Source organism: Actinotalea endophytica, from assembly GCF_025717005.1.
In the GTDB taxonomy this organism is placed as follows: Bacteria; Actinomycetota; Actinomycetes; order Actinomycetales; family Cellulomonadaceae; genus Actinotalea.
Genome location: NZ_JAOVZU010000006.1, coordinates 35,266 through 54,329, shown reverse-complemented (window position 1 = coordinate 54,329; position 19,064 = coordinate 35,266). Strand labels below are relative to the sequence as shown.

The 19,064-nt window shown below is 74.9% G+C and carries 16 protein-coding genes; 8 read left to right on the top strand and 8 right to left on the bottom strand.

From position 1 onward, the window contains the following. The 7 genes from OEB99_RS11340 to OEB99_RS11310 all read right to left on the bottom strand — a co-directional run bounded on the left by OEB99_RS11340 (nt 1) and on the right by OEB99_RS11310 (nt 5,498). Complete coding sequence (locus OEB99_RS11340; protein ID WP_263510195.1) at nt 1-384, bottom strand: hypothetical protein; 384 nt, start codon at nt 382-384, stop codon at nt 1-3. Between the two features lie 86 nt (nt 385-470). Further along, the gene (locus tag OEB99_RS11335; RefSeq protein ID WP_263510194.1) at nt 471-866 is read right to left on the bottom strand and encodes a TadE family type IV pilus minor pilin; all 396 of its coding nucleotides are present in this window, start codon (nt 864-866) and stop codon (nt 471-473) included. Then, the gene (locus OEB99_RS19790) at nt 863-1,198 is read right to left on the bottom strand and encodes a DUF4244 domain-containing protein (RefSeq protein ID WP_411910689.1); all 336 of its coding nucleotides are present in this window, start codon (nt 1,196-1,198) and stop codon (nt 863-865) included. Before OEB99_RS19790 ends, OEB99_RS11335 begins: the two co-directional genes overlap by 4 nt. 143 nt (nt 1,199-1,341) lie before the next feature. Continuing rightward, the gene (locus OEB99_RS11325; RefSeq protein ID WP_263510193.1) at nt 1,342-2,349 is read right to left on the bottom strand and encodes a type II secretion system F family protein; all 1,008 of its coding nucleotides are present in this window, start codon (nt 2,347-2,349) and stop codon (nt 1,342-1,344) included. A 98-nt stretch (nt 2,350-2,447) separates the two neighbouring features. Beyond that, nucleotides 2,448-3,569: a TadA family conjugal transfer-associated ATPase gene (locus OEB99_RS11320; RefSeq protein WP_263510192.1), complete on the bottom strand. Its 1,122-nt coding sequence runs from the start codon at nt 3,567-3,569 to the stop codon at nt 2,448-2,450. Between the two features lie 13 nt (nt 3,570-3,582). Then, on the bottom strand, nt 3,583-4,281 hold the full coding sequence (locus OEB99_RS11315; RefSeq protein WP_263510191.1) for a pilus assembly protein FlpE: 699 nt from the start codon (nt 4,279-4,281) through the stop codon (nt 3,583-3,585). Between the two features lie 422 nt (nt 4,282-4,703). Then, nucleotides 4,704-5,498, bottom strand: a complete 795-nt coding sequence (locus OEB99_RS11310; protein WP_263510190.1) for a Fic family protein — start codon at nt 5,496-5,498, stop codon at nt 4,704-4,706. A gap of 62 nt (nt 5,499-5,560) precedes the next feature. Between OEB99_RS11310 and OEB99_RS11305 the strand changes: the two genes are divergently transcribed. The 8 genes from OEB99_RS11305 (at nt 5,561) to OEB99_RS11270 (ending at nt 17,311) form a co-directional block, all read left to right on the top strand. Further along, nucleotides 5,561-6,985, top strand: a complete 1,425-nt coding sequence (locus OEB99_RS11305; RefSeq protein WP_263510189.1) for an NAD-dependent malic enzyme — start codon at nt 5,561-5,563, stop codon at nt 6,983-6,985. Nucleotides 6,986-7,087: 102 nt separating this feature from the next. Beyond that, complete coding sequence (locus OEB99_RS11300; RefSeq protein WP_263510187.1) at nt 7,088-7,864, top strand: formate/nitrite transporter family protein; 777 nt, start codon at nt 7,088-7,090, stop codon at nt 7,862-7,864. 120 nt (nt 7,865-7,984) lie between these two features. Further along, nucleotides 7,985-9,643, top strand: coding sequence for a hypothetical protein (locus tag OEB99_RS11295; RefSeq protein ID WP_263510186.1), 1,659 nt, complete (start codon nt 7,985-7,987; stop codon nt 9,641-9,643). 135 nt (nt 9,644-9,778) lie between these two features. Further along, entirely contained in the window at nt 9,779-11,773 is a 1,995-nt protein-coding gene (acs, locus tag OEB99_RS11290; RefSeq protein ID WP_263510185.1) for an acetate--CoA ligase, read from the top strand. Between the two features lie 88 nt (nt 11,774-11,861). Beyond that, nucleotides 11,862-12,740, top strand: coding sequence for a mycothiol synthase (gene mshD / locus OEB99_RS11285; RefSeq protein WP_263510184.1), 879 nt, complete (start codon nt 11,862-11,864; stop codon nt 12,738-12,740). 46 nt (nt 12,741-12,786) lie between these two features. Continuing rightward, complete coding sequence (locus OEB99_RS11280) at nt 12,787-15,150, top strand: RNA degradosome polyphosphate kinase (RefSeq protein ID WP_263510183.1); 2,364 nt, start codon at nt 12,787-12,789, stop codon at nt 15,148-15,150. Further along, nucleotides 15,147-16,148, top strand: coding sequence for an NUDIX hydrolase (locus tag OEB99_RS11275; protein ID WP_263510182.1), 1,002 nt, complete (start codon nt 15,147-15,149; stop codon nt 16,146-16,148). Before OEB99_RS11280 ends, OEB99_RS11275 begins: the two co-directional genes overlap by 4 nt. Nucleotides 16,149-16,276: 128 nt before the next feature. After that, entirely contained in the window at nt 16,277-17,311 is a 1,035-nt protein-coding gene (locus OEB99_RS11270) for a hypothetical protein (RefSeq protein WP_263510181.1), read from the top strand. Between the two features lie 58 nt (nt 17,312-17,369). Here the strand turns inward: OEB99_RS11270 and OEB99_RS11265 are convergent, their stop codons facing one another. Then, nucleotides 17,370-18,992, bottom strand: coding sequence for a cation:proton antiporter family protein (locus tag OEB99_RS11265; RefSeq protein WP_263510180.1), 1,623 nt, complete (start codon nt 18,990-18,992; stop codon nt 17,370-17,372). Nucleotides 18,993-19,064 lie beyond the last annotated feature (72 nt).

Below are 19,064 nucleotides of genomic sequence, written 5' to 3'. Positions count from 1 at the left end.
TCACGGGTCGGCGTCGTCCTGACGTGGCCCGGCCCGCGACCCGGCAGCGTCCTGACGTGGCCCGGCCCGCGACCCGGCGACGACGGCGCCGAACGGTCCGTCCCTGCGTACCGTGACCTGCACCTCACGCGCACCGGCCGCTGAGCACGCCACGAGTGCCGCGCCGTTGCGCGACGCCGCCTCGGCCGCGCGATCGCACGCCGCGTCCAGGGGCAGCACGACCCCTGGCGCCAGCGCGACCCCGTCCGGCACGGCAAGCGCCTGCGCCGCGGCCAGCGCCGCGAGGTCCGCCGCCGTGCGGGCGCTCTGACGCGCCGCCAGACCGCCGACCAGCACGCCGAGCAGCGCGAGGCCGACCAGGACGACGCCGACGGCACCGAGCACGAGGACCGTCCCGGCACCGTCGTCCGGTCCGTCCCTCCGCTCGTCCTTCCGCCCGTCCCTACGCCCGTCCCTCCGCCCGTCCGTGGTCACGGTTCCTGCCACGCCGTCGCGGCCGCGCGCACCTCGAGCGGCCCCGATGTGAGCCATCCGCCCGCCGCCCCTGCCGCGACCCGCACCTCGACCCACGGCGCCTCGTGCGCGATGTCGACGGTCGCGCCAGGCAGCAGCTGCACGGCAGCGGCCCGGACCTCGGCGTCACTCGCCCCGAATGCCGCGAGCCGGGCCGCAGTGCGGGCCGCCTCGTCCGCACGCAGCTGGGTGCCCCCGGCGCTCACCGTGACGAGCAGCGCCGCCACGACGAGCACCACCGCGGGCAGGGCGACGGCCAGCTCGGCGGTGACGGAACCACGCTCGCGCCCGCCGGCAGCGGCGCCACGCCACCGCCCGGCGGTGATCGAGGCACGATCCCCCTCGCCGGTCACGTGCTCAGCGCGCCGCGCACGAGGTCCAGCAGCATCCCCCGGACCTCGTCGCTCCGCAGGATCAGCATCAGCACCCCGGCGAACCCGACCGCCGCGAGCGTGACGATCGCGTACTCGGCGGTCGCCATGCCGGCGTCCCGCACCGTTCGCGGCCGCCGCGACCGCAACGGCGCGGGCCGCAGCTGTGCCGTCCAGTGCAGTGCCGTCCGCAGCTGTCCCCACCGCGCCAGTGCCCATCGGTTCAGTGCCCCTCGGTTCGGTGCCCCTTGGTTCAGTGCCCCTTGGTTCAGCGCCCCTTGGTTCAGCGCCCTGGGCCCCTCGACGTTCGTCATCCTCGTCCTCCTCCCGTGCGCCCCGACGGCGCGAGCCCAGGTTCGAGGCGAAGCGCCGCAGTGGCCGCCGGCGACCGGTGCCGCGGTGGAGGCACCAGACCGCGGGTGGGCTGTGGAGACGGGTGCGTGCGCGACGCGCCACGTCACCAGGCGACGGTGTCGCGCGCCAGCGAGACGAGCACCGGCATGAGGCCCACCAGCACGAACGCCGGCAGGTGGCACAGCCCGAGCGGGAGCAGCAGCCGCACACCGAGCCGGCCGGCCGCCTCGGTGGCGTCCGCGACGCGGGCACGCCGTCGGCGGTCTGCCGCAGCATGCAGCAGGCCGGCCGGAGGCGTGCCGTCCTGCCACGCCGGACGCAGGCCGTCCGAGACCGCCGACAGCTCAGCAGGGGCGGCCACCCACGCCTCGGACCACTCGGCACCCATGCCCAGCAGCGTCGCGGCCCGCACGAGGCCCTCACCCCGGCTCCCGCCCGCCGCCGACCCGACCGCTCGCAACGCGTCCGGCACGCTCGCCCCGGCCGTGTGCGCCGCCGCGAGCAGCTCGAGCAGCAGCGCCACCCCGACCTCGGGCTCGCGCTCGTCGGTCGCCCGCCCGCGCAGGCGCGCGGCGCGGCCACCCGGAATCCTGGGACGTCGCCCGGTCGGGGCCTCGCTGGCGACCGCTCGCGCCGCACCGAGCAGGGCCCGCGACCAGCCACGCCCGGCGGCAGCCAGGACACCTCCGGCGACGAGCAGCATCGTCCCCAGCCGACCGTCGAGGAGCACGCCGAAGGGATCAGCCCCGATCGCGAGCCCGAGCAGCGGCCCGATCGCCGGCAGGGCGCCGAGCACGCGCGCCGATGCCGCCGGGCCCGCGAGCGCGGCCCGCCGCCGCGCGTCGAGCTCCGCGTCGGCGTCGAGCGCGTCGGCCACCGCCTCCAGGGCCGGCGCGGGTGGCGCTCCCGATCGCGCGGTGAGCCGGGCCGCCGCGCGCACCCCGGCGAGTGCACCGGGTGTCGCACGCAGGGCGACGAGATCGGCCCTCCGTGGTACCCCGTGCACCGTCCCGACCCCGACCGCGCTCCACGCCCGCTCGACCGTGGCGCCGGCCCGCACCGCAGCCGCCACCTGGCGCACCGCGCCCACGAGCTCGGTCTCCCCCGTCACCCGCCCACGCCGACGACCGGGCACCGCCCGCCGACCGCCGTGCCGGCCGCCGGCAGAGGCTCGAGCGTGGACCGAGGCACCCAGACGCGCGGCCCGGCTCACGGCGCGGGCCATCGCCGGTGCAGCTCGGCCCAGGCGGGGCCCGGCGACAGCCCGCCGTGCGGGTCGGCGACGGCGGCGTTCTCGACCCAGATCCGCTCCAGGTCATGACGCAGCAGGCCGACCTCCGCCACCCGACGCAGACCACCGTCCCGGCGCAGGTGCACCACCACGTCGAGGGCGCCGGACGCCTGGGCGACCAGCGCCGTGCCGGTCAGCCCGGCCAGCGCACCGAGCGCCGCGAGGCGGGCCGGCACGTCCGCCGGAGCGTTCGCGTGCAACGTCGCCCAGCCGCCGTCATGGCCCGTGTTGAGCGCCGCGAGGACCTCCCGGACCTCGGCCCCGCGGCACTCCCCGAGCACGATCCGGTCCGGGCGCATGCGCAGCGCGTGCCGCACGAGGTCGACCAGTCCGACGCCGCCGGCGCCCTCGACGTTCGCGCGCCGCACGACCAGGCGCACCACGTGCGGGTGCGCCGGCTCCAGCTCGGGAACCTCCTCGACGCAGACCAGGCGCTCGTGCGGTGCGGCGAGGCCGAGGAGCGCAGCCAGGAGCGTCGTCTTGCCCGTCCCGGTGGCCCCGGTCACGAGCCCGTTGGCCCTTCCCCGCATGAGACCCACGAGCACCGGGGCGAGGTCGCGGTGGACGCCGCGGGCTGCGACGAGGCCGCCGAGCGAGAACGGCTCGCTGCGCGGGACGCGGAGGCTCAGCAGCACGGTGTCGGCGATCGGCGGCAGCACGGCGTGCACCCGGACCCCGTCCCGCAGGCACGCGTCCGCCACCGGGCACGCGTCGTCCAGCCGCTGGCCGCCGGACGCAGCGAGCCGCACCGCGAGGGACCGCAGGCGCTCGGGACCGCCGAGGTCCACCGCTCGGCGCTCGAGACCTTCGCCGCGGTCCACCCAGACCTCGGTCGGCCCGTTGACCAGCACGTCGGTCACGCCCGGCTCGTCGACGAGCGCCTGGAGCGGTCCCGCGCCGGACAGCTCGGACCGGACGGCCTCGGCGGCGCGGTCCAGACCCTCGTGGCCGAGCAGCACCCCGTGCCCCCGCGCCCAGCGGGCCAGCCCGTCGTCCTCGAGCAGCCCGCGCCGGACGTCGGCCAGCATCCGGTCGTCCATCAGGGCCCCACCCTCACTGGGACGCCAGCCGGTGCGACACGCGTGCGACGGCGCGCCGCAGCCGCCGGCCGGCGACCGGGCCGAGCCCCCGGTCCACCGCGTCGGCCAGGCGACGATCTCCCGGCAGCAGGCCGAGCAGAGGCAGGTCGCTCACGTGCGCGGCCTCGATCGGAGCGACCCGCGAGCGTCGGCGGCGGAGCACGAGCTGGGCAGGCACGGTGAGCCGGCGGCGCAGCGCCAGCAGGCCGGCGACGCCGAGCACGTCCTGCCCCGCGACCAGCACGAGCTCACCGCCGAGGCCCCCGACCAGGGCCTCCGGGACCTCCGACGGGAGGTCCCCGAGCACCCGGGAGCCGGGCAGGTCGACCACCACGCTCACGCCGCCGTCGACGAGCGCCGTGCAGACCGCGAGCACCGCCTCGGCGCCGGGCACCGCGCCGTCGCGGGCCGCGCTCAGCACCTCGATACCCCGCCAGCGCGGCAGCAACCCGGTCAGCTCGGCCGCCGCGACCCGGCCGTGCACACCCGCGAGCTCCGGCCAGCGCGATCCCGCCGCGGCCTCGATGCCGAGCAGCACGTCCAGCCCGCCGCCGGGGCCGAGGTCGACGAGCGCCGTCGGCCCGCTGGTGGCTCGCGCGGCAGCGATCAGCGCCGCGAAGGTCGACGCACCCACTCCACCCACGGCCCCGCTGACCACGACCATCCGCTGCACCCGGGCACCGTGTCCGACTGGCGTCGCGCACCCCGGCCTGTGCCGCAGATCCTGGGGACGAGCACACCGACGAGGCACCTGTGGAGACAGCGTCGGGCCCGATCCGCGCGGTGCGGCGGCGAGTCGTCGCGCCCCACCCACCAGGCCTGCGACCGGGTGTCAAGGGACCCGCGGGTCTTCCCAGCCCCGGGGTCCGAGGCGTACAAAGGAGATACAACAGCACAGCGGGCGACGAGCAACCCACGCTCGACCAGTCCTCGAGAGGACCTGCCGACCGGGCTTGTCCCGTTGCGGCAGCGATTCAAGCGCCTGATCACTCGTCTCCCGCGCTGTACGACGACGGCGTCCCTCACGGGGCGCCGTCGCCGCGTGTCCGGGCCGACGCCGCCCGGTCGAGCTGACCCGTCAGTCGAGCCGAGCCCTCAGTCGAGCCGGCCCGCCGCGACCGCGTCCGCCACCGCGTGCCCCTCCTCGACGCCGGCGAGCACGGCCTCGGCGCAGTGCCGCAACCAGGCCGTCCACCCCGCCGGCCCGGTCGTCGTCAACGCCACCGACCCGAGCAGCACCTGCGGCGCCGGCGCCCAGGCGACCTCGGGCACCACGACACCGACCGGGTCGATCCCGGTGACGATCAGCATCCGGCGGAACGCCGCCCGCGCGACCGCCCCGTTGTGCGAACCGAACGGCCGCACCAGGAGCAGCTCGCCGAGCACCGCGCCGGCGATCGCGAGGCTCGTGCGGGGGTCCGGGGCCGTCAGGAGGTCGGCCAGCGCCGTCATCCGGGCGCCGACGGCCGGGCCGAGCGGCGCGGGCCCCAGGCCACGCAGGTCGTCGGGCTGCTCGCTCGTGCGGAGTCGACCGTCGCCCCCGGCGGCCACGTGCAGCCGCACCAGGAGCTGGCCGAGCGGGAGGTCGGCCGGCCGCGACCCCGGTTCGGCCCACCCGGCGACCACCGCCGCCTGCGAGCGCACGAGGCCCAGCGCAGCCTCCTCGGCGACGCCGGAGGGCGACGACCCCGCCGCGAGCTCGCGCACCCGGCGGAGGTCGACCGGGACACCGTCGCACCGCGCCCCGGCCGCCGCGGCGCGGACACCGGCCTCGACCCGGGCCACCGCCCAGCCGCGCCGGAGCGCCGGGTGCCAGCGCAGCTCGGCGGTGCGCTCGCGAACCCTCGTCAGCAGGACGTCGACATCCTCGGGCACGGTGTCCTCGGGCACGGGCACACCCTAGGCCGCCGCGGCGTCCCGCACGGGGGGCCGCTCCAGGCAAGAATGGCGCCATGCCCTCAGCGCCGAGCGTGTCGTCCTCGATCACCGTCCGCATGCAGGTCGAGGCTCGGCCCACCGCGGTCAGCGACCTCACCACCACGATCGAACGAGCCGGGGGCATCGTCACCGCGCTGGACGTCACGCACTCCGGGCACTCCCGGATCGGTGTCGACGTGACCTGCGCGACCCGCGGCGAGGATCACGCGCAGGAGATCGTCGAGACGCTGCAGGACCTGGACGGCGTGCTGGTGGAACGGGTCAGCGACCGGACGTTCCTGATGCACCTCGGCGGGAAGCTCTCGATCGAGCCCAAGGTGCCGATCCGCAACCGCGACGACCTGTCGATGGTCTACACCCCGGGCGTCGCGCGGGTCTGCGAGGCGATCGCCGCCCGCCCGGCCGACGCCCGCAACCTCACGATCAAGCGGAACACGATCGCCGTGGTCACCGACGGCACGGCGGTGCTGGGCCTCGGGGACATCGGTCCGTTGGCCGCGCTCCCGGTGATGGAGGGCAAGGCCGCGCTGTTCAAGCGGTTCGCGGGCATCGATGCGTTCCCCCTGCCGCTGGCGACCACCGACACCGACGAGATCGTGCGCACCGTCGTCGCGATCGCCCCGGCCTTCGCCGGGATCAACCTGGAGGACATCTCCGCCCCGCGGTGCTTCGAGGTCGAGGCGCGGCTGCGCGAGGCGCTGGACATCCCCGTGTTCCACGACGACCAGCACGGCACGGCGATCGTCGCGCTCGCGGCGCTGACCAACGCGCTCAAGGTGGTCGGCAAGGAGCTCGCGGAGGTCCGCATCGTGATGTCCGGCGCGGGCGCGGCGGGCACCGCCGTGCTCAAGCTGCTGCTGCGGGCCGGCGCGCGCGACGTCGTGGTCTGCGACATCGACGGCGTCGTGCACACGGCGCGGCCGGGGCTGGACGCCTCGCTGGCGTGGACCGCCCAGCACACCAACCCGCGCGGCGTCACCGGCACGCTGCGCGACGCGATCGCGGGAGCGGACGTGTTCATCGGGCTCTCCGCGCCGGACCTGCTCACCGGTGACGACATCGCCACGATGGCACCGGAGTCGATCGTGTTCGCGATGGCCAACCCGCGCCCCGAGGTCGACCCGGACGAGGCCGCGGCGCACGCCGCGATCGTGGGCACCGGCCGCTCGGACTGGGCGAACCAGATCAACAACGTGCTGGCCTTCCCCGGCGTCTTCCGCGGCCTGCTCGACGCCCACTCCACCTCGGTCAACGACGAGATGCTCCTCGCCGCGGCGCGAGCCCTCGCCGACGTCGTCACCGACGAGGAGCGCAACGCGACCTACATCGTGCCGAGCGTCTTCCACCCGGACGTCACCACGAGGGTCGCCGCGGCGGTGGAGCGGGCGGCCCGGGAGACCGGCGCGGCCTCGCACCGGATCGGCGCAGACGTGGGCTGACACCCGGGACCGGGCCGCCGCACACCTCTCCGAGTCACTTTCCCGGTGAAGACCGGGCTTTCGTCCCACGAATCATGGGACGATCTACGACATCCTCGTCGCGTGCTGAGCATCGCAGAGACCGTCGAGCAGCAGTCCGTCGCCGCCGCAGGCAAGTCCGGGCTGCTCACCCAGCCCGCCACCTTCCTCGTCCGCACCATGCTCGCGGGCGCCTACATCGGGATCGGCGTGGTCATCATGACCACCGCGTCCGGCCCGCTCGTCGCGGCTGGGTGGCCGCTCGCCCCCCTGGTCTCCGGTCTGGTGTTCGGCGTCGCGCTGACCATCGTCGTGATCGCCGGCGCCGAGCTCGCCACCTCGTCGATGATGTACCTCACGCACGGCGCCCTGCTGCGGCGGATCACCTGGGGGCGTGCGGGCGGTGTGCTCGCCGCGACCCTGGGCGGCAACCTGCTCGGCGCGATGGTGTTCGGCGGCCTGGTGCACCTGTCCGGCGTGCTCGCGCCCGGCACGGCACCCGGCGACATGCTCGCCTCGATGGTCGAGCACAAGGCCGCCGAGTCGTTCGGCCAGCTCCTGGTCCGCGGGATCCTCTGCAACCTGCTGGTGTGCCTCGCGGTGTGGAGCGCCAACCGGCTGACCTCGGAGGTCGCGAAGATCATCGTGATCTTCGCGTGCGTCATGGTGTTCATCACGTCCGGCTTCGAGCACGTGGTCGCGAACATGACGACCTTCTCGATCGGCCTCTACCAGGGCCTGCCGGACGCGACGGTCGCCGAGTTCGCGCGCAACATCCTGGCCGTCGGGCTGGGCAACACGATCGGCGGTGCCCTGCTGGTCGGCGCCTCCTACTCGGTGGGCTCGCGACCCAGGGACTGAGCAACCCCGGACTGAGCGGCCCGGACCCGCACCCGCGCCGCGGTTCGCCACGCCCAGCGCTGTGCGCGGCGCTACGTTGACGTGGAGACCTGCCGCAGGCGGGCCGGGAGGGGGACGTCGATGACCACGCCGGAGAACACGCCGGACAGCACGCCGACCGACCACGACGACGCCGCCGCGGCGACCGAGGTGACCGGCGACGCCGGCAGGCCGGCGGACCAGGACGCGCCCGTGGCCGAGGCGCCGGCCGAGACTGCCGACGTGCCGGCCGAGACCGCCGAGGTGCCGGCCGAACCTGCCGAGGTGCCGACCGAACCTGCCGAGGTGCCGACCGAGACTGCTGTCCAGACTGACGAGGCACCGGCCGAGACGGCCGCCGAGGCACCCCCCGAGACCGCTGTGGACCCGGTCGTCGAGACGCCCGAGGCACCGGCCGCGACCCCTGAGATGTCGAGCCCCGCCGCAGAGGCGTCGGCCCCGGCCGCCACCGTGCCGAAGGCCGACGCGCCGGAGCCGACCGCACCGCCCGAGGCTGCTGCTGCAGCACCCGAGACTGCCGCTGCAGCACCCGAGCCTGTGGCCGCAGCGCCCGAGACTGTGGCTGCACCGCCCGAGCCCGTCGCCGCACCACCGGCACCCAGTGCAGAGCCCGCAGAGGCTCCCGCTCCCGCCATGGCCGCCCCGGAGCCCGTCCCCACAGCGCCCGCGGAGGTCCCTGCTCCCGGGCCGTCCGCCCCGGAGCCCGTCTCGCCGGCGGCGCCCGCGGCGTCCGTGACCGAGCCCCCCATCGCTGCGCCCGGGCAGCACGCGGCACCGCGGCCCTACCCACCGACTCCGACCCGGGTGTCGACGGCCGACGCTCTCGCCGCCGCGTCGGGCGCCACCCCGTCGAACGCCACGCTCCCGCCCGACGCGAGCGCGATCACCGGGCCGCCCTCCGTGGCGACCACCGGGGCCGCTCCGGCCGACCCGGCCGCCGCGGCGTCCGAGACCGCTGTGCTTCCGCCCACCGGATCCGACCGGCCGGCGGCGGGGTCGATCTGGAGCCCGTCGGGGGCGAGCGTCACCGCGGCCGGTGCGGCTGCGGGCGCGATGGCGGCGACCACGGCGTCGGGCACGGCGTCGGGCGCGACGGCCAGCCAGCCCGAGACCGCCCCAGCCCCGACCACCCGGCGCGCGGCCCGGCGGGAGCGGGTCGAGATCCCCGAGCTGCCGCCCCGCCCCGGAGCCGGTCGCCACCTCCTCGGCGTCCTCGTCGGCTTCCTGCTCGCGCCGATCGCCCTGGTCGTGACCGCCGTCGGACTCGGCCGTCTCCAGGTGTTCGACGCCGAGCTCGCGGCGCCGGTGCCGGTCGACAGCACCGCGCTGTCGCTGCTCGGCATCGGAGCCCTGCTGCTCGTCGTCGTGGTGCTGCTCGGGCTGTGGACCCCGGCCGTGCCGCTGACCGGCGGTGTGCTCTGGGGCATCGGGCTCGGCACGCTCTACCTCGCGTGGCCGCAAGGCGTCGAGGACGCCCTGGACTCGGCCTACTCGGTGCGGCCGGAGAGCCTCGACCAGGCGGTGACCCAGCTCGACAACGGCTCCTGGCTGGTGCTCGGCCTCCTGCTGGCCGTCGCGGGGCTGACCACCGCCGTGGCCCGTCGGATGGGGCGCCGGTTCGGCGAGCGCTGGTCGCTCGCGAGGTACGCCCGCAACGAGGCGATCCACGCCGAGGAGGCGCGCCGCCAGGCCGCCGACGCGGAGGAGGCCGCCCTCGCCGAACGGGCCCGTTCGATCTGACCGACCGGGCCCCACCCGGTGGATGCCCATCGATTCGATCGGGACTTTGGTCCCCATCGAACGCCTTCGGCGTCTACCATCCGAGAACCGGTCACCCGGCCGGACCGCACCGATGTCGTTGCGCCTGGAGGTCTTGTGTCCGACTCCACCCAGCCCACGCTGGACAACCTGCTGTCGGAGGAACGCACGTTCCCGCCCAGCGCCGAGTTCGCCGCCCGGTCGAACGCGCACGCCGAGATCTACTCCTGGGCGGCCTCCGACCGGCTGAGCTTCTGGGCCGAGCAGGCCCGGGCGATGCTCGACTGGAGCACACCGTTCACCCAGGTGCTCGACTGGTCGGACGCGCCCGTCGCACGCTGGTTCGCCGACGGCCGCCTGAACGCGTGCGAGAACGCCGTCGACCGGCACGTCGCGGCCGGCCGCGGCGACCGCGTGGCGCTGCTCTTCGAGGGCGAGCCCGGCGACACCCGGGAGATCACCTACGCCGACCTGCAGCGCGAGGTCTCCAAGGCCGCCAACGCGCTCCAGACGCTCGGCGTCGGCACCGGCGACCGCGTCGCGATCTACCTGCCGATGATCCCCGAGGCCGTCGTCGCGATGCTCGCGTGCGCCCGGATCGGCGCGGTGCACTCCGTGGTGTTCGGTGGCTTCTCCGCGGAGGCGCTGCGCTCCCGGATCGACGACGCCGAGGCCTCGCTCGTGATCACCGCGGACGGTGGGTACCGCCGGGGCAACCCGAGCGCACTCAAGCCGGCCGTCGACGAGGCCCTCGCCCCCGGCGACGAGCACGACGCCTGCCGCACCGTGCAGCACGTCCTCGTGGTCCGCCGCACCGGCCAGGCCGTCGACTGGGTCGAGGGCCGCGACGTCTGGTGGCACGAGGCCGTCGGGGCAGCGTCCGACCAGCACACACCGGTCCAGGTCGAGGCGGAGCACCCGCTGTTCATCCTCTACACCTCGGGCACCACCGGGAAGCCGAAGGGCATCTTCCACACCACCGGCGGCTACCTCACGCAGGCGGCGTACACCCACCTCAACGTGTTCGACCTCAAACCCGAGACCGACGTCTACTGGTGCACCGCGGACATCGGCTGGATCACCGGGCACAGCTACGTCACCTACGGCCCGCTGGTGAACGGCGCGACGCAGGTGATCTACGAGGGCACGCCGGACACCCCGCACCAGGGGCGCTGGTGGGACATCGTGCAGAAGTACCGGGTGAGCATCCTGTACACGGCGCCCACCGCGATCCGGACCTTCATGAAGTGGGGCGAGCAGATCCCCGCCGGCTACGACCTGTCCTCGCTGCGGGTGCTCGGCTCGGTGGGTGAGCCGATCAACCCCGAGGCGTGGATGTGGTACCGCCGGGTGATCGGCGGCGACCGCGCCCCGATCGTCGACACCTGGTGGCAGACCGAGACCGGCGCGATCATGATCTCGCCGCTGCCCGGCATCACCGCGACCAAGCCGGGGTCGGCCCAGGCGCCGCTGCCGGGGATCTCGGCCGAGGTCGTCGACGAGATGGCCGAACCGGTGCCGAACGGGTCGGGCGGCTACCTCGTCCTCACCGAGCCGTGGCCGTCGATGCTGCGCGGCATCTGGGGGGACCCGCAGCGGTTCCGGGACACCTACTGGTCCCGGTTCCCGGGGCTGTACTTCGCCGGGGACGGCGCGAAGAAGGACGCCGACGGCGACATCTGGCTGCTCGGCCGGGTCGACGACGTGATGAACGTCTCCGGGCACCGGCTCTCGACCACCGAGATCGAGTCCGCGCTGGTCTCGCACCCGATGGTCGCGGAGGCCGCCGTGGTCGGTGCCGCGGACCAGACCACCGGTCAGGCCGTCGTCGCGTTCGTCATCCTGCGCGCCGAGTTCCGCGACCGGATCGACGAGGTCGGTGAGGGCGGCGACGTCGCGGCCGAGCTGCGCGCGCACGTGACCAAGGAGATCGGCCCGATCGCGAAGCCCCGCACGATCCTGGTCGTCCCGGAGCTGCCGAAGACGCGGTCCGGGAAGATCATGCGCCGCCTGCTTCGCGACGTGGCAGAGCACCGCACGGTCGGCGACGTCACGACGCTCGCGGACTCGTCGGTGATGGGCCAGATCGCCGCCGGGCTCGGGTCGAGCTGACCGCACACCTGCTGCGGTTCGGCCGGGTGCGCAGCGCGGCCGATCCTGGCCTGCGGCGGGCCGGCCGGACCCGTGGTGGGATGGGCCGGTGAGCCCGACCACCTCCACCCGGCACGGCCCGCTCACGTCCGCGCAGGCGGCCGAGGTGCGTCGCCTGGCCGACGCCGTGGCCGAGCGCGACGGGGTCGAGCCGCTCGGCGAGCAGACCCTGCTCGACCTCGACGACCCCGCCGCCGACCACGTGCTGGCCGAGGACGGCGGCCTGGTCGGCTACGGACAGCTCGGGCCCGAGCGGGGCGGGGTGCGCACGGCCGAGCTCGTCGTCGCGCCGCACGCCCGTGGCGCCGGCCTCGGCCGGAGCGTGCTCGACGCGCTGCTGGCCGCCGCGGACCACCCCGGCTCCGTGCGGCTGTGGGCGCACGACACGTCGGACGCGGCACGGGCGCTCGCGCGGGACGCGGGTCTGACCTCGGTCCGTGAGCTCTGGCGGATGGCGCGGGGCCTCGACGGCCCGCTGCCGGCCGCGACGCTGCCCGGGGACGTCACGCTGCGCGCGTTCGTCGAGGGCCGCGACGAGGCCGCGTGGCTCGCCGCGAACGCCGCAGCCTTCGCCCACCACCCCGAGCAGGGCACGCTCACTGCCGCGGACCTCGCCGCGCGCCAGGCAGAGCCGTGGTTCGACGCCGGCGACCTGCTGCTCGCCGAACGGGGCGGAGCGCTGGCCGGCTTCGTGTGGACCAAGGTGACGCCGCCGCTCGGCGAGCTGTACGTCGTCGGGGTCGTGCCCGAGGCCCAGGGCAGCGGGCTCGGCCGCGGCCTCACCGCCGCCGCCCTGGCGCACCTGCGCGGCCGCGGGGTGACGCGCGCAGTGCTGTTCACCGACGCCGACAACACCCCGGCGGTGCGCACCTACACGGCCGCCGGCTTCGCGACCGACCGGGTGGACACCCAGTTCGCAGCGACCTGAGCCCCTCGGCACACGCCGTTCACGTGGTGATGCAACGATGTCTGGCATGGCGACACCTCCGCAGACCTCCCCGCGCCGCCCGGCCGGCCCGCGGACCCGGACCGACGCCCCGACGAACGGCCGTCGGCGAGACCCGGCCACCGGCCGCTGGGCGAGCACGTCCGCGCCGGACGAGACCGAGCTCGAGGACTTCGAGGCCGAGCGCGCGTCGGCAGGTGAGGTGCTCGACGCCGGCATCGTGCCCGTCCCGGTCGAGCCCGCGGACGTGATCACCGCCGAGTCCCTGCCCGAGCTGCCCGGCGACCGGTTCGCCGACCGTGAGGTCTCCTGGCTCGCGTTCAACGAGCGCGTGCTCGAGCTCGCCGAGGACCCCGACCTGCCGCTGCTCGAACGGGTGCGGTTCCTCGCGATCTTCGCCTCGAACCTGGACGAGTTCTTCATGGTCCGGGTGGCAGGCCTGAAGCGCCGCATCGCCACCGGGATGGCGGTCACCGCGGCGTCCGGCCTCTCGCCCCGACAGGTGCTGGAGACGATCGCCGAGAGCGCGCACCGCCTCCAGGCGCGGCACGCCAGGGTGTTCCTCGACCAGGTCCAGCCGGCTCTGGTCGCGGAGGGCATCACGATCGTCCACTGGGACGACCTCGGCCCGGACGAGCAGGAGCGGCTGCGCAAGTACTTCCGCCGGCAGATCTTCCCCGTGCTGACCCCGCTCGCGGTCGACCCCGCTCACCCGTTCCCGTACATCTCGGGGCTGTCGCTGAACCTCGCGGTCGTGGTGGTCAACCCCGCGACCGGCAAGGAGCACTTCGCGCGGGTCAAGGTGCCGCCGCTGCTGCCCCGGTTCATCGCGGTCGACGCGTCCGGCAAGCCGAGCGCACCGTCCACCCAGACCGCCGCACCCGAGAAGGGCCCGACCTCGTTCGTCCCGCTCGAGGACGTCATCGCGGTGCACCTGGACTACCTGTTCCCCGGCATGGAGGTGCGCGAGCACCACACCTTCCGGGTCACCCGCAACGAGGACGTCGAGGTCGAGGAGGACGACGCCGAGAACATCCTCCAGGCGATGGAGAAGGAGCTCCTGCGCCGCAGGTTCGGCCCGCCGGTGCGCCTCGAGGTGGCCGAGGACGTCGCGCCACGCATCCTGCGGCTCCTGGTCCGCGAGCTCGGCATCGCCGAGTCCGAGGTGTACTCGCTGCCAGCACCGCTCGACCTCACCGGGCTCAACGTGATCGCCGACCTCGACCGGACGGACCTGATGTACCCCCGGTTCATCGGCGGGACGCACCGCCACCTCGCCGAGGTGGAGTCCGCGACGCCGACCGACATCTTCGCCGCGATCCGGGCCCGGGACATCCTGCTGCACCACCCGTACGACTCGTTCGCCACCTCGGTGCAGGCCTTCCTCGCGCAGGCCGCCGCCGACCCCAAGGTGCTCGCGATCAAGCAGACCCTCTACCGGACCTCGGGCGACTCCCCGATCGTCGACTCCCTGATCGACGCGGCCGAGGCCGGCAAGCAGGTGCTCGCGCTGGTCGAGATCAAGGCCCGGTTCGACGAGCAGGCGAACATCAGCTGGGCGCGCAAGCTCGAGCAGGCCGGTGTGCACGTCGTGTACGGCATCGTCGGTCTCAAGACCCACTCGAAGCTGTCCCTCGTGGTGCGTCAGGAGTCCGACGGGCTGCGGCGGTACTGCCACGTCGGCACCGGCAACTACCACCCGCGCACGGCGCGGCTCTACGAGGACCTCGGCCTGCTCACGGCCGACCCCGAGGTGGGCGTCGACCTGACCCGGCTGTTCAACCAGCTCTCCGGCTACGCGCCGAAGGCCCGCTTCCACCGCCTGCTCGTCGCGCCGCGCTCGGTGCGGGCGGGTCTGGTCGAACGGATCGACCGCGAGCGCCAGGCCTTCCTGGAGGGCCGCGAGGCGTGGGTGCGGATCAAGGTGAACTCGGTGGTCGACGAGGAGACCATCGACGCGCTCTACCGCGCGTCGCAGGCCGGCGTGCCGGTCGACCTCGTGGTGCGCGGGATCTGCGCCGTGAAGGCCGGCGTGCCCGGCCTGTCGGAGACCATCCGGGTGCGCTCGATCCTCGGCCGGTTCCTCGAGCACGCCCGGGTGTTCGCGTTCGCGAACGACGGCGACCCCGAGGTGTACATCGGGTCGGCGGACCTCATGCACCGCAACCTCGACCGCCGCGTCGAGGCCCTGGTGCGCCTGTCCGACCCGGACCACGTCGAGGAGATGCTGCGACTGCTCGAGCTGTCCACCGACGACGGCACGTCGAGCTGGCACCTCGAACCCGAGGGTTCCTGGCAGAGGCACCACCTGGCGCCGGACGGCTCGCCGCTGCTGGACCTGCAGGAGCACCTGATCCAGCGCCAGCGCCGTCGTCCCGACCAGTCGCTGTGAGCAGCCTTCTCCCGGTCCTCGGCACGCCCCAGACGGTCCACGCCGCCGGGGCGGTCGTGTGGCGCGAGCGCGGCGAGCGGCTCGAGGTCGCCCTGGTGCACCGCCCGCGCTACAAGGACTGGTCCTGGCCCAAGGGCAAGCTCGACCCCGGCGAGCCGGTCGCCGCCGCGGCAGTGCGGGAGGTCGAGGAGGAGACCGGCACGGCGATCGTGCTCGGCGCACCGCTGCCCCTGCTGCGCTACCGCACACCGGACGGCAACGCGAAGATCGTGCGGTACTGGTCGGCCCAGGCCGCGTCGGAGCACTACCACCGCCCGCTCGCCGCCAGGCGTGAGGTCGTCCCGGCCAAGACGACCGAGATCGACGACGTCGTGTGGGTCGGCGCCTCCACGGCGCGCGAGATGCTCACCCGCAGGGCCGACCACCGGCCGCTCGACGTGCTCGAGGACCTGTGGCAGCGCGGGCGGCTGGAGACCCGGGTGCTGGCGATCGCACGCCACGGGCAGGCCGTCCCGCGCAACCGGTGGCACGAGGGCGAGGCCAGCCGGCCGCTCACCGCGGTGGGTCGCCGCCAGGCCAAGGCGATCGTGCCGGTGCTCGCGGCGTTCGGCGTCCGGTCGGTGCTCACCAGCCCGTGGGACCGTTGCGCAGCGACCGTGGCGCCGTACGCGGAGAAGGCCTCGCTCGAGGTCGACGTCTCCGCCGCGCTCACCGAGGCCGCGCACGCGAAGCACCCGCACGACGTGGTCAAGGTGATCGAGGGGCTGCTCGCGACGCCGCGCGACGCGGTCGTCGCCACCCACCGGCCGGTGCTGCCGACCGCGCTGGACACGATCAGCGAGGCCACGCGCCGCTGGACCCACGGCATCCTGCCCGCCAAGGACCCGTACCTGCGCACCGGCGAGATCCTCGTCGCGCACGTCACGGGCCAGGGCCGCAAGGCACGCGTGGTCGCCGTCGAGCACCACCGCCCGGTGCGTCAGCCCGCCGCCGTCTAGCGGACGGCCGCCCTCACCTCCCCCGTGCGGGTGGACTCACGCCCGGCCCCCGCGTGCCCGGGCCTCGCCGGATCGGACGGCACCTACGATGTGTCCGACCCGGGCTGTGGCGTGATGCGGAGGCGGCAGTGCGCCGTGCGGTGGTGGTGGTGCTGGTCGCGCTGCTCGCGTGCGCGGGCCTGGCGTCCGCGTCGTCGCTGGGCGTGACGAGCTCCGGGATCACGTCGGTCTCCGCGTCGCACCCGTGCCCGGGCGGCGCGACCGCGGTCGCCACGAACGGCACCGTGACCGTCACGCTCCCGTCGGCGGCGTGCGACGGGCTGACCGTGCAGCTGACCACGCTGACCTCGGCCGGAGGATCGGTGGCCTCCGGCTCGGCCACGGTCACCGGAACGGTCGCCGCGGTGCCGGTCGCCACGACGGGCGCGACGGCGGCCGCCGCGACCGTCGCGGGCTGGCCGCTCACGGTGACCTACGCGGCCGCGTCGCTCGGTCCGGTCTCGCCCGCGAACCAGGCCACGGTGCTCACCGACGTCACGTGGGACCTGGTGTCCAACAACCCCACCCAGGCGTGCTTCCACGGCACTGTCACCACGACGTCGGCCACGCCGGTCGAGTGGGCGCTGACGATCGACCTGTCCGTCGCGCCGTTCAACGGCGTGAGCCACAACACGCTCCAGCTCGCCGGCGTCGACGGCTGGCGGTACCGGATCGGGCCGAACCAGCCGTCCCCCGGTTTCGCGCAGGTCGAGGGCACCAACAACGGCGGGCGGCGCACGATCGTCGCGGGGCAGTCGTACCGGGTCGACGTGTGCGACTGGTCGCTGCCGGCGGGCGTGGACACCCCGTCCGCCTACACCGTCACCACGGCGCCGAGCCCGACGCAGTGGACCACCACGAAGGCCTGCCTGGACACCACGGTCACCGGCAACGGGACGTCGCAGTTCTACGTCGGCTGGACGGCGCAGATCGACCTCGCCCCGGCGGTCGCGCGGCTCGCGGAGGGTGGCAACGTCCGGGACGCGTGGGCCTACGGCGAGACCGAGTGGATGGTCACCCGGACCCAGACCGGGCCGACCACCTTCACGCTCGCGTCCACGGCGCCGTCGACGGTCGCCGGGACGGGGACCTTCACCGTGACGACCTGCGCCGTGGACTTCTGACCCGGGCCCACCGCGAGGCCGTGGCCGGCCGCCGCGAGCCTGCGGACGCCGCGCCGCACTACACGTCGTCCTCCTCGAGCGGATCGTGCTCGGGCGTGCCGAGGTCGCCGAGCAGCTGCTCCGCCGCGTGGTCGGCGAGCGCGGCGCCCGCCGAGCCGTAGAGGTGGAAGACCGCGTCGGCGCCGTGCCTGCGGAGCTCGGCCACGTCGTCGTCGTAGCGCGCGACGGCAGCGACCCGGCCCTCGAAGCCCGCGGCGTGCAACCGGGCCAGGGCGATCAGGTTGGCCTTGTGGAACGGCATCGCGAGCACGGCGACCCGCACGCTGCCGGCCCGCTCCACCCGGTTCCAGAACTGCAGGTCGGTCGCGTCGGCGCGGAAGGTCTCGAAGCCGTGCCGCTCGAGCTCGGCGATCCGGAGCTCGTCGTGCTCGACCCCCACGACACGCAGGCCGTACTCGTCGCGCAGCCGCATGTACGTCGCCGCGCCGATCCGGCCGAGCCCGAGCACGACCGCGTCGGCCTCGCCGATGTCGACCAGCCGGTCCTCGGGATGCAGCACCGCGTTGCCCTGGTGCGGCAGCAGCGGGACCAGCCGCGTCGCGAGCTCGACGCCACGCCGGTTGACCACGGCGGACAGTGCGAAGCTCAGCGCGACCGCGAGCGACACGATCACCACCCACTGCTCGCCGAGCAGCCCGTACTCGGCGCCCACGGCGGCGACGATGATGCCGAACTCGGAGTAGTTCGCGAGCACCAGCCCCGCGAGGAACGCGGTGCGGCGGCGCAGCCGCATGAACCAGAGCAGGATCGCGTAGGCCGCGACCTGCAGCGGCAGCATCAGCAGCAGGAGCAGCGCGATGACCGCCTGGCTCAGCGTCGGGCTGCCGTGCAGCCCGATCTCGAGGAAGAACCCGACGAGCATCAGGTCCTTGAAGGTCATCAGGGACCGGGACAGCTCGGCCGCCTGGCGGTGGCCCGCCATCAGCACGCCGACCACCAGCGCACCGACCTCGCCCGAGATGCCGACCGCCTGGAACGCCGCGTAGCCGACGCCGAGCGCGACGGCCACACCGAACAGCGCCTGCAGCTCGCCGTGGCCGACCAGGTCCCACACCCGGTGCAGCACCCAGGCCCCGGGGATCAGCGCCAGCAGCGCGAAGGCCCACGGACTGGGCGCGGAGGCCCCGGCCAGGCTCATGAAGCCCACCGCGGCGACGTCCTGCACCACGAGGACGCCGACCGCGATCCGCCCGTACAGGCTGCGTGCGTCCGACCGGTCCTCCAGGACCTTCACCACGAACACCGTCGAGGAGAACGACAGCGCGAAGCCGATCAGCGCGAGCGCACCGAACGGCTCCTCGGCGACGAGGGTCGCCCCGAGGACCGCGAGCAGACCCAGGAACCCGACCCCGATGCCCACGCTGATCCCCAGGTGCGCCACCGTGGTGAACCAGACCTCACGGCGCAGCAGGAAGCGGGGGTCGAGCTTGAGGCCGATCGCGAACAGCAGCAGCACGACGCCGAGCTCGGCGATCATCGGCAGGTACGGCAGCTCCGGCGTCCCGGCCGCGCCGAGCGCGAAGCCCGCGGCGAGGAACCCGACCAGCGGCGGGAGCCGCAGGAGCACGGCCAGCAGGCCCCCGACGACCGCAGCCGCCAGGTAGAGCGCCGCCACGGCCATGCGTCACCTCCCCGCCCGGGCCCCATTCTCGGGCACGGGGCGGGCGCGGGCCCACCCCGTCGGCGACACGGA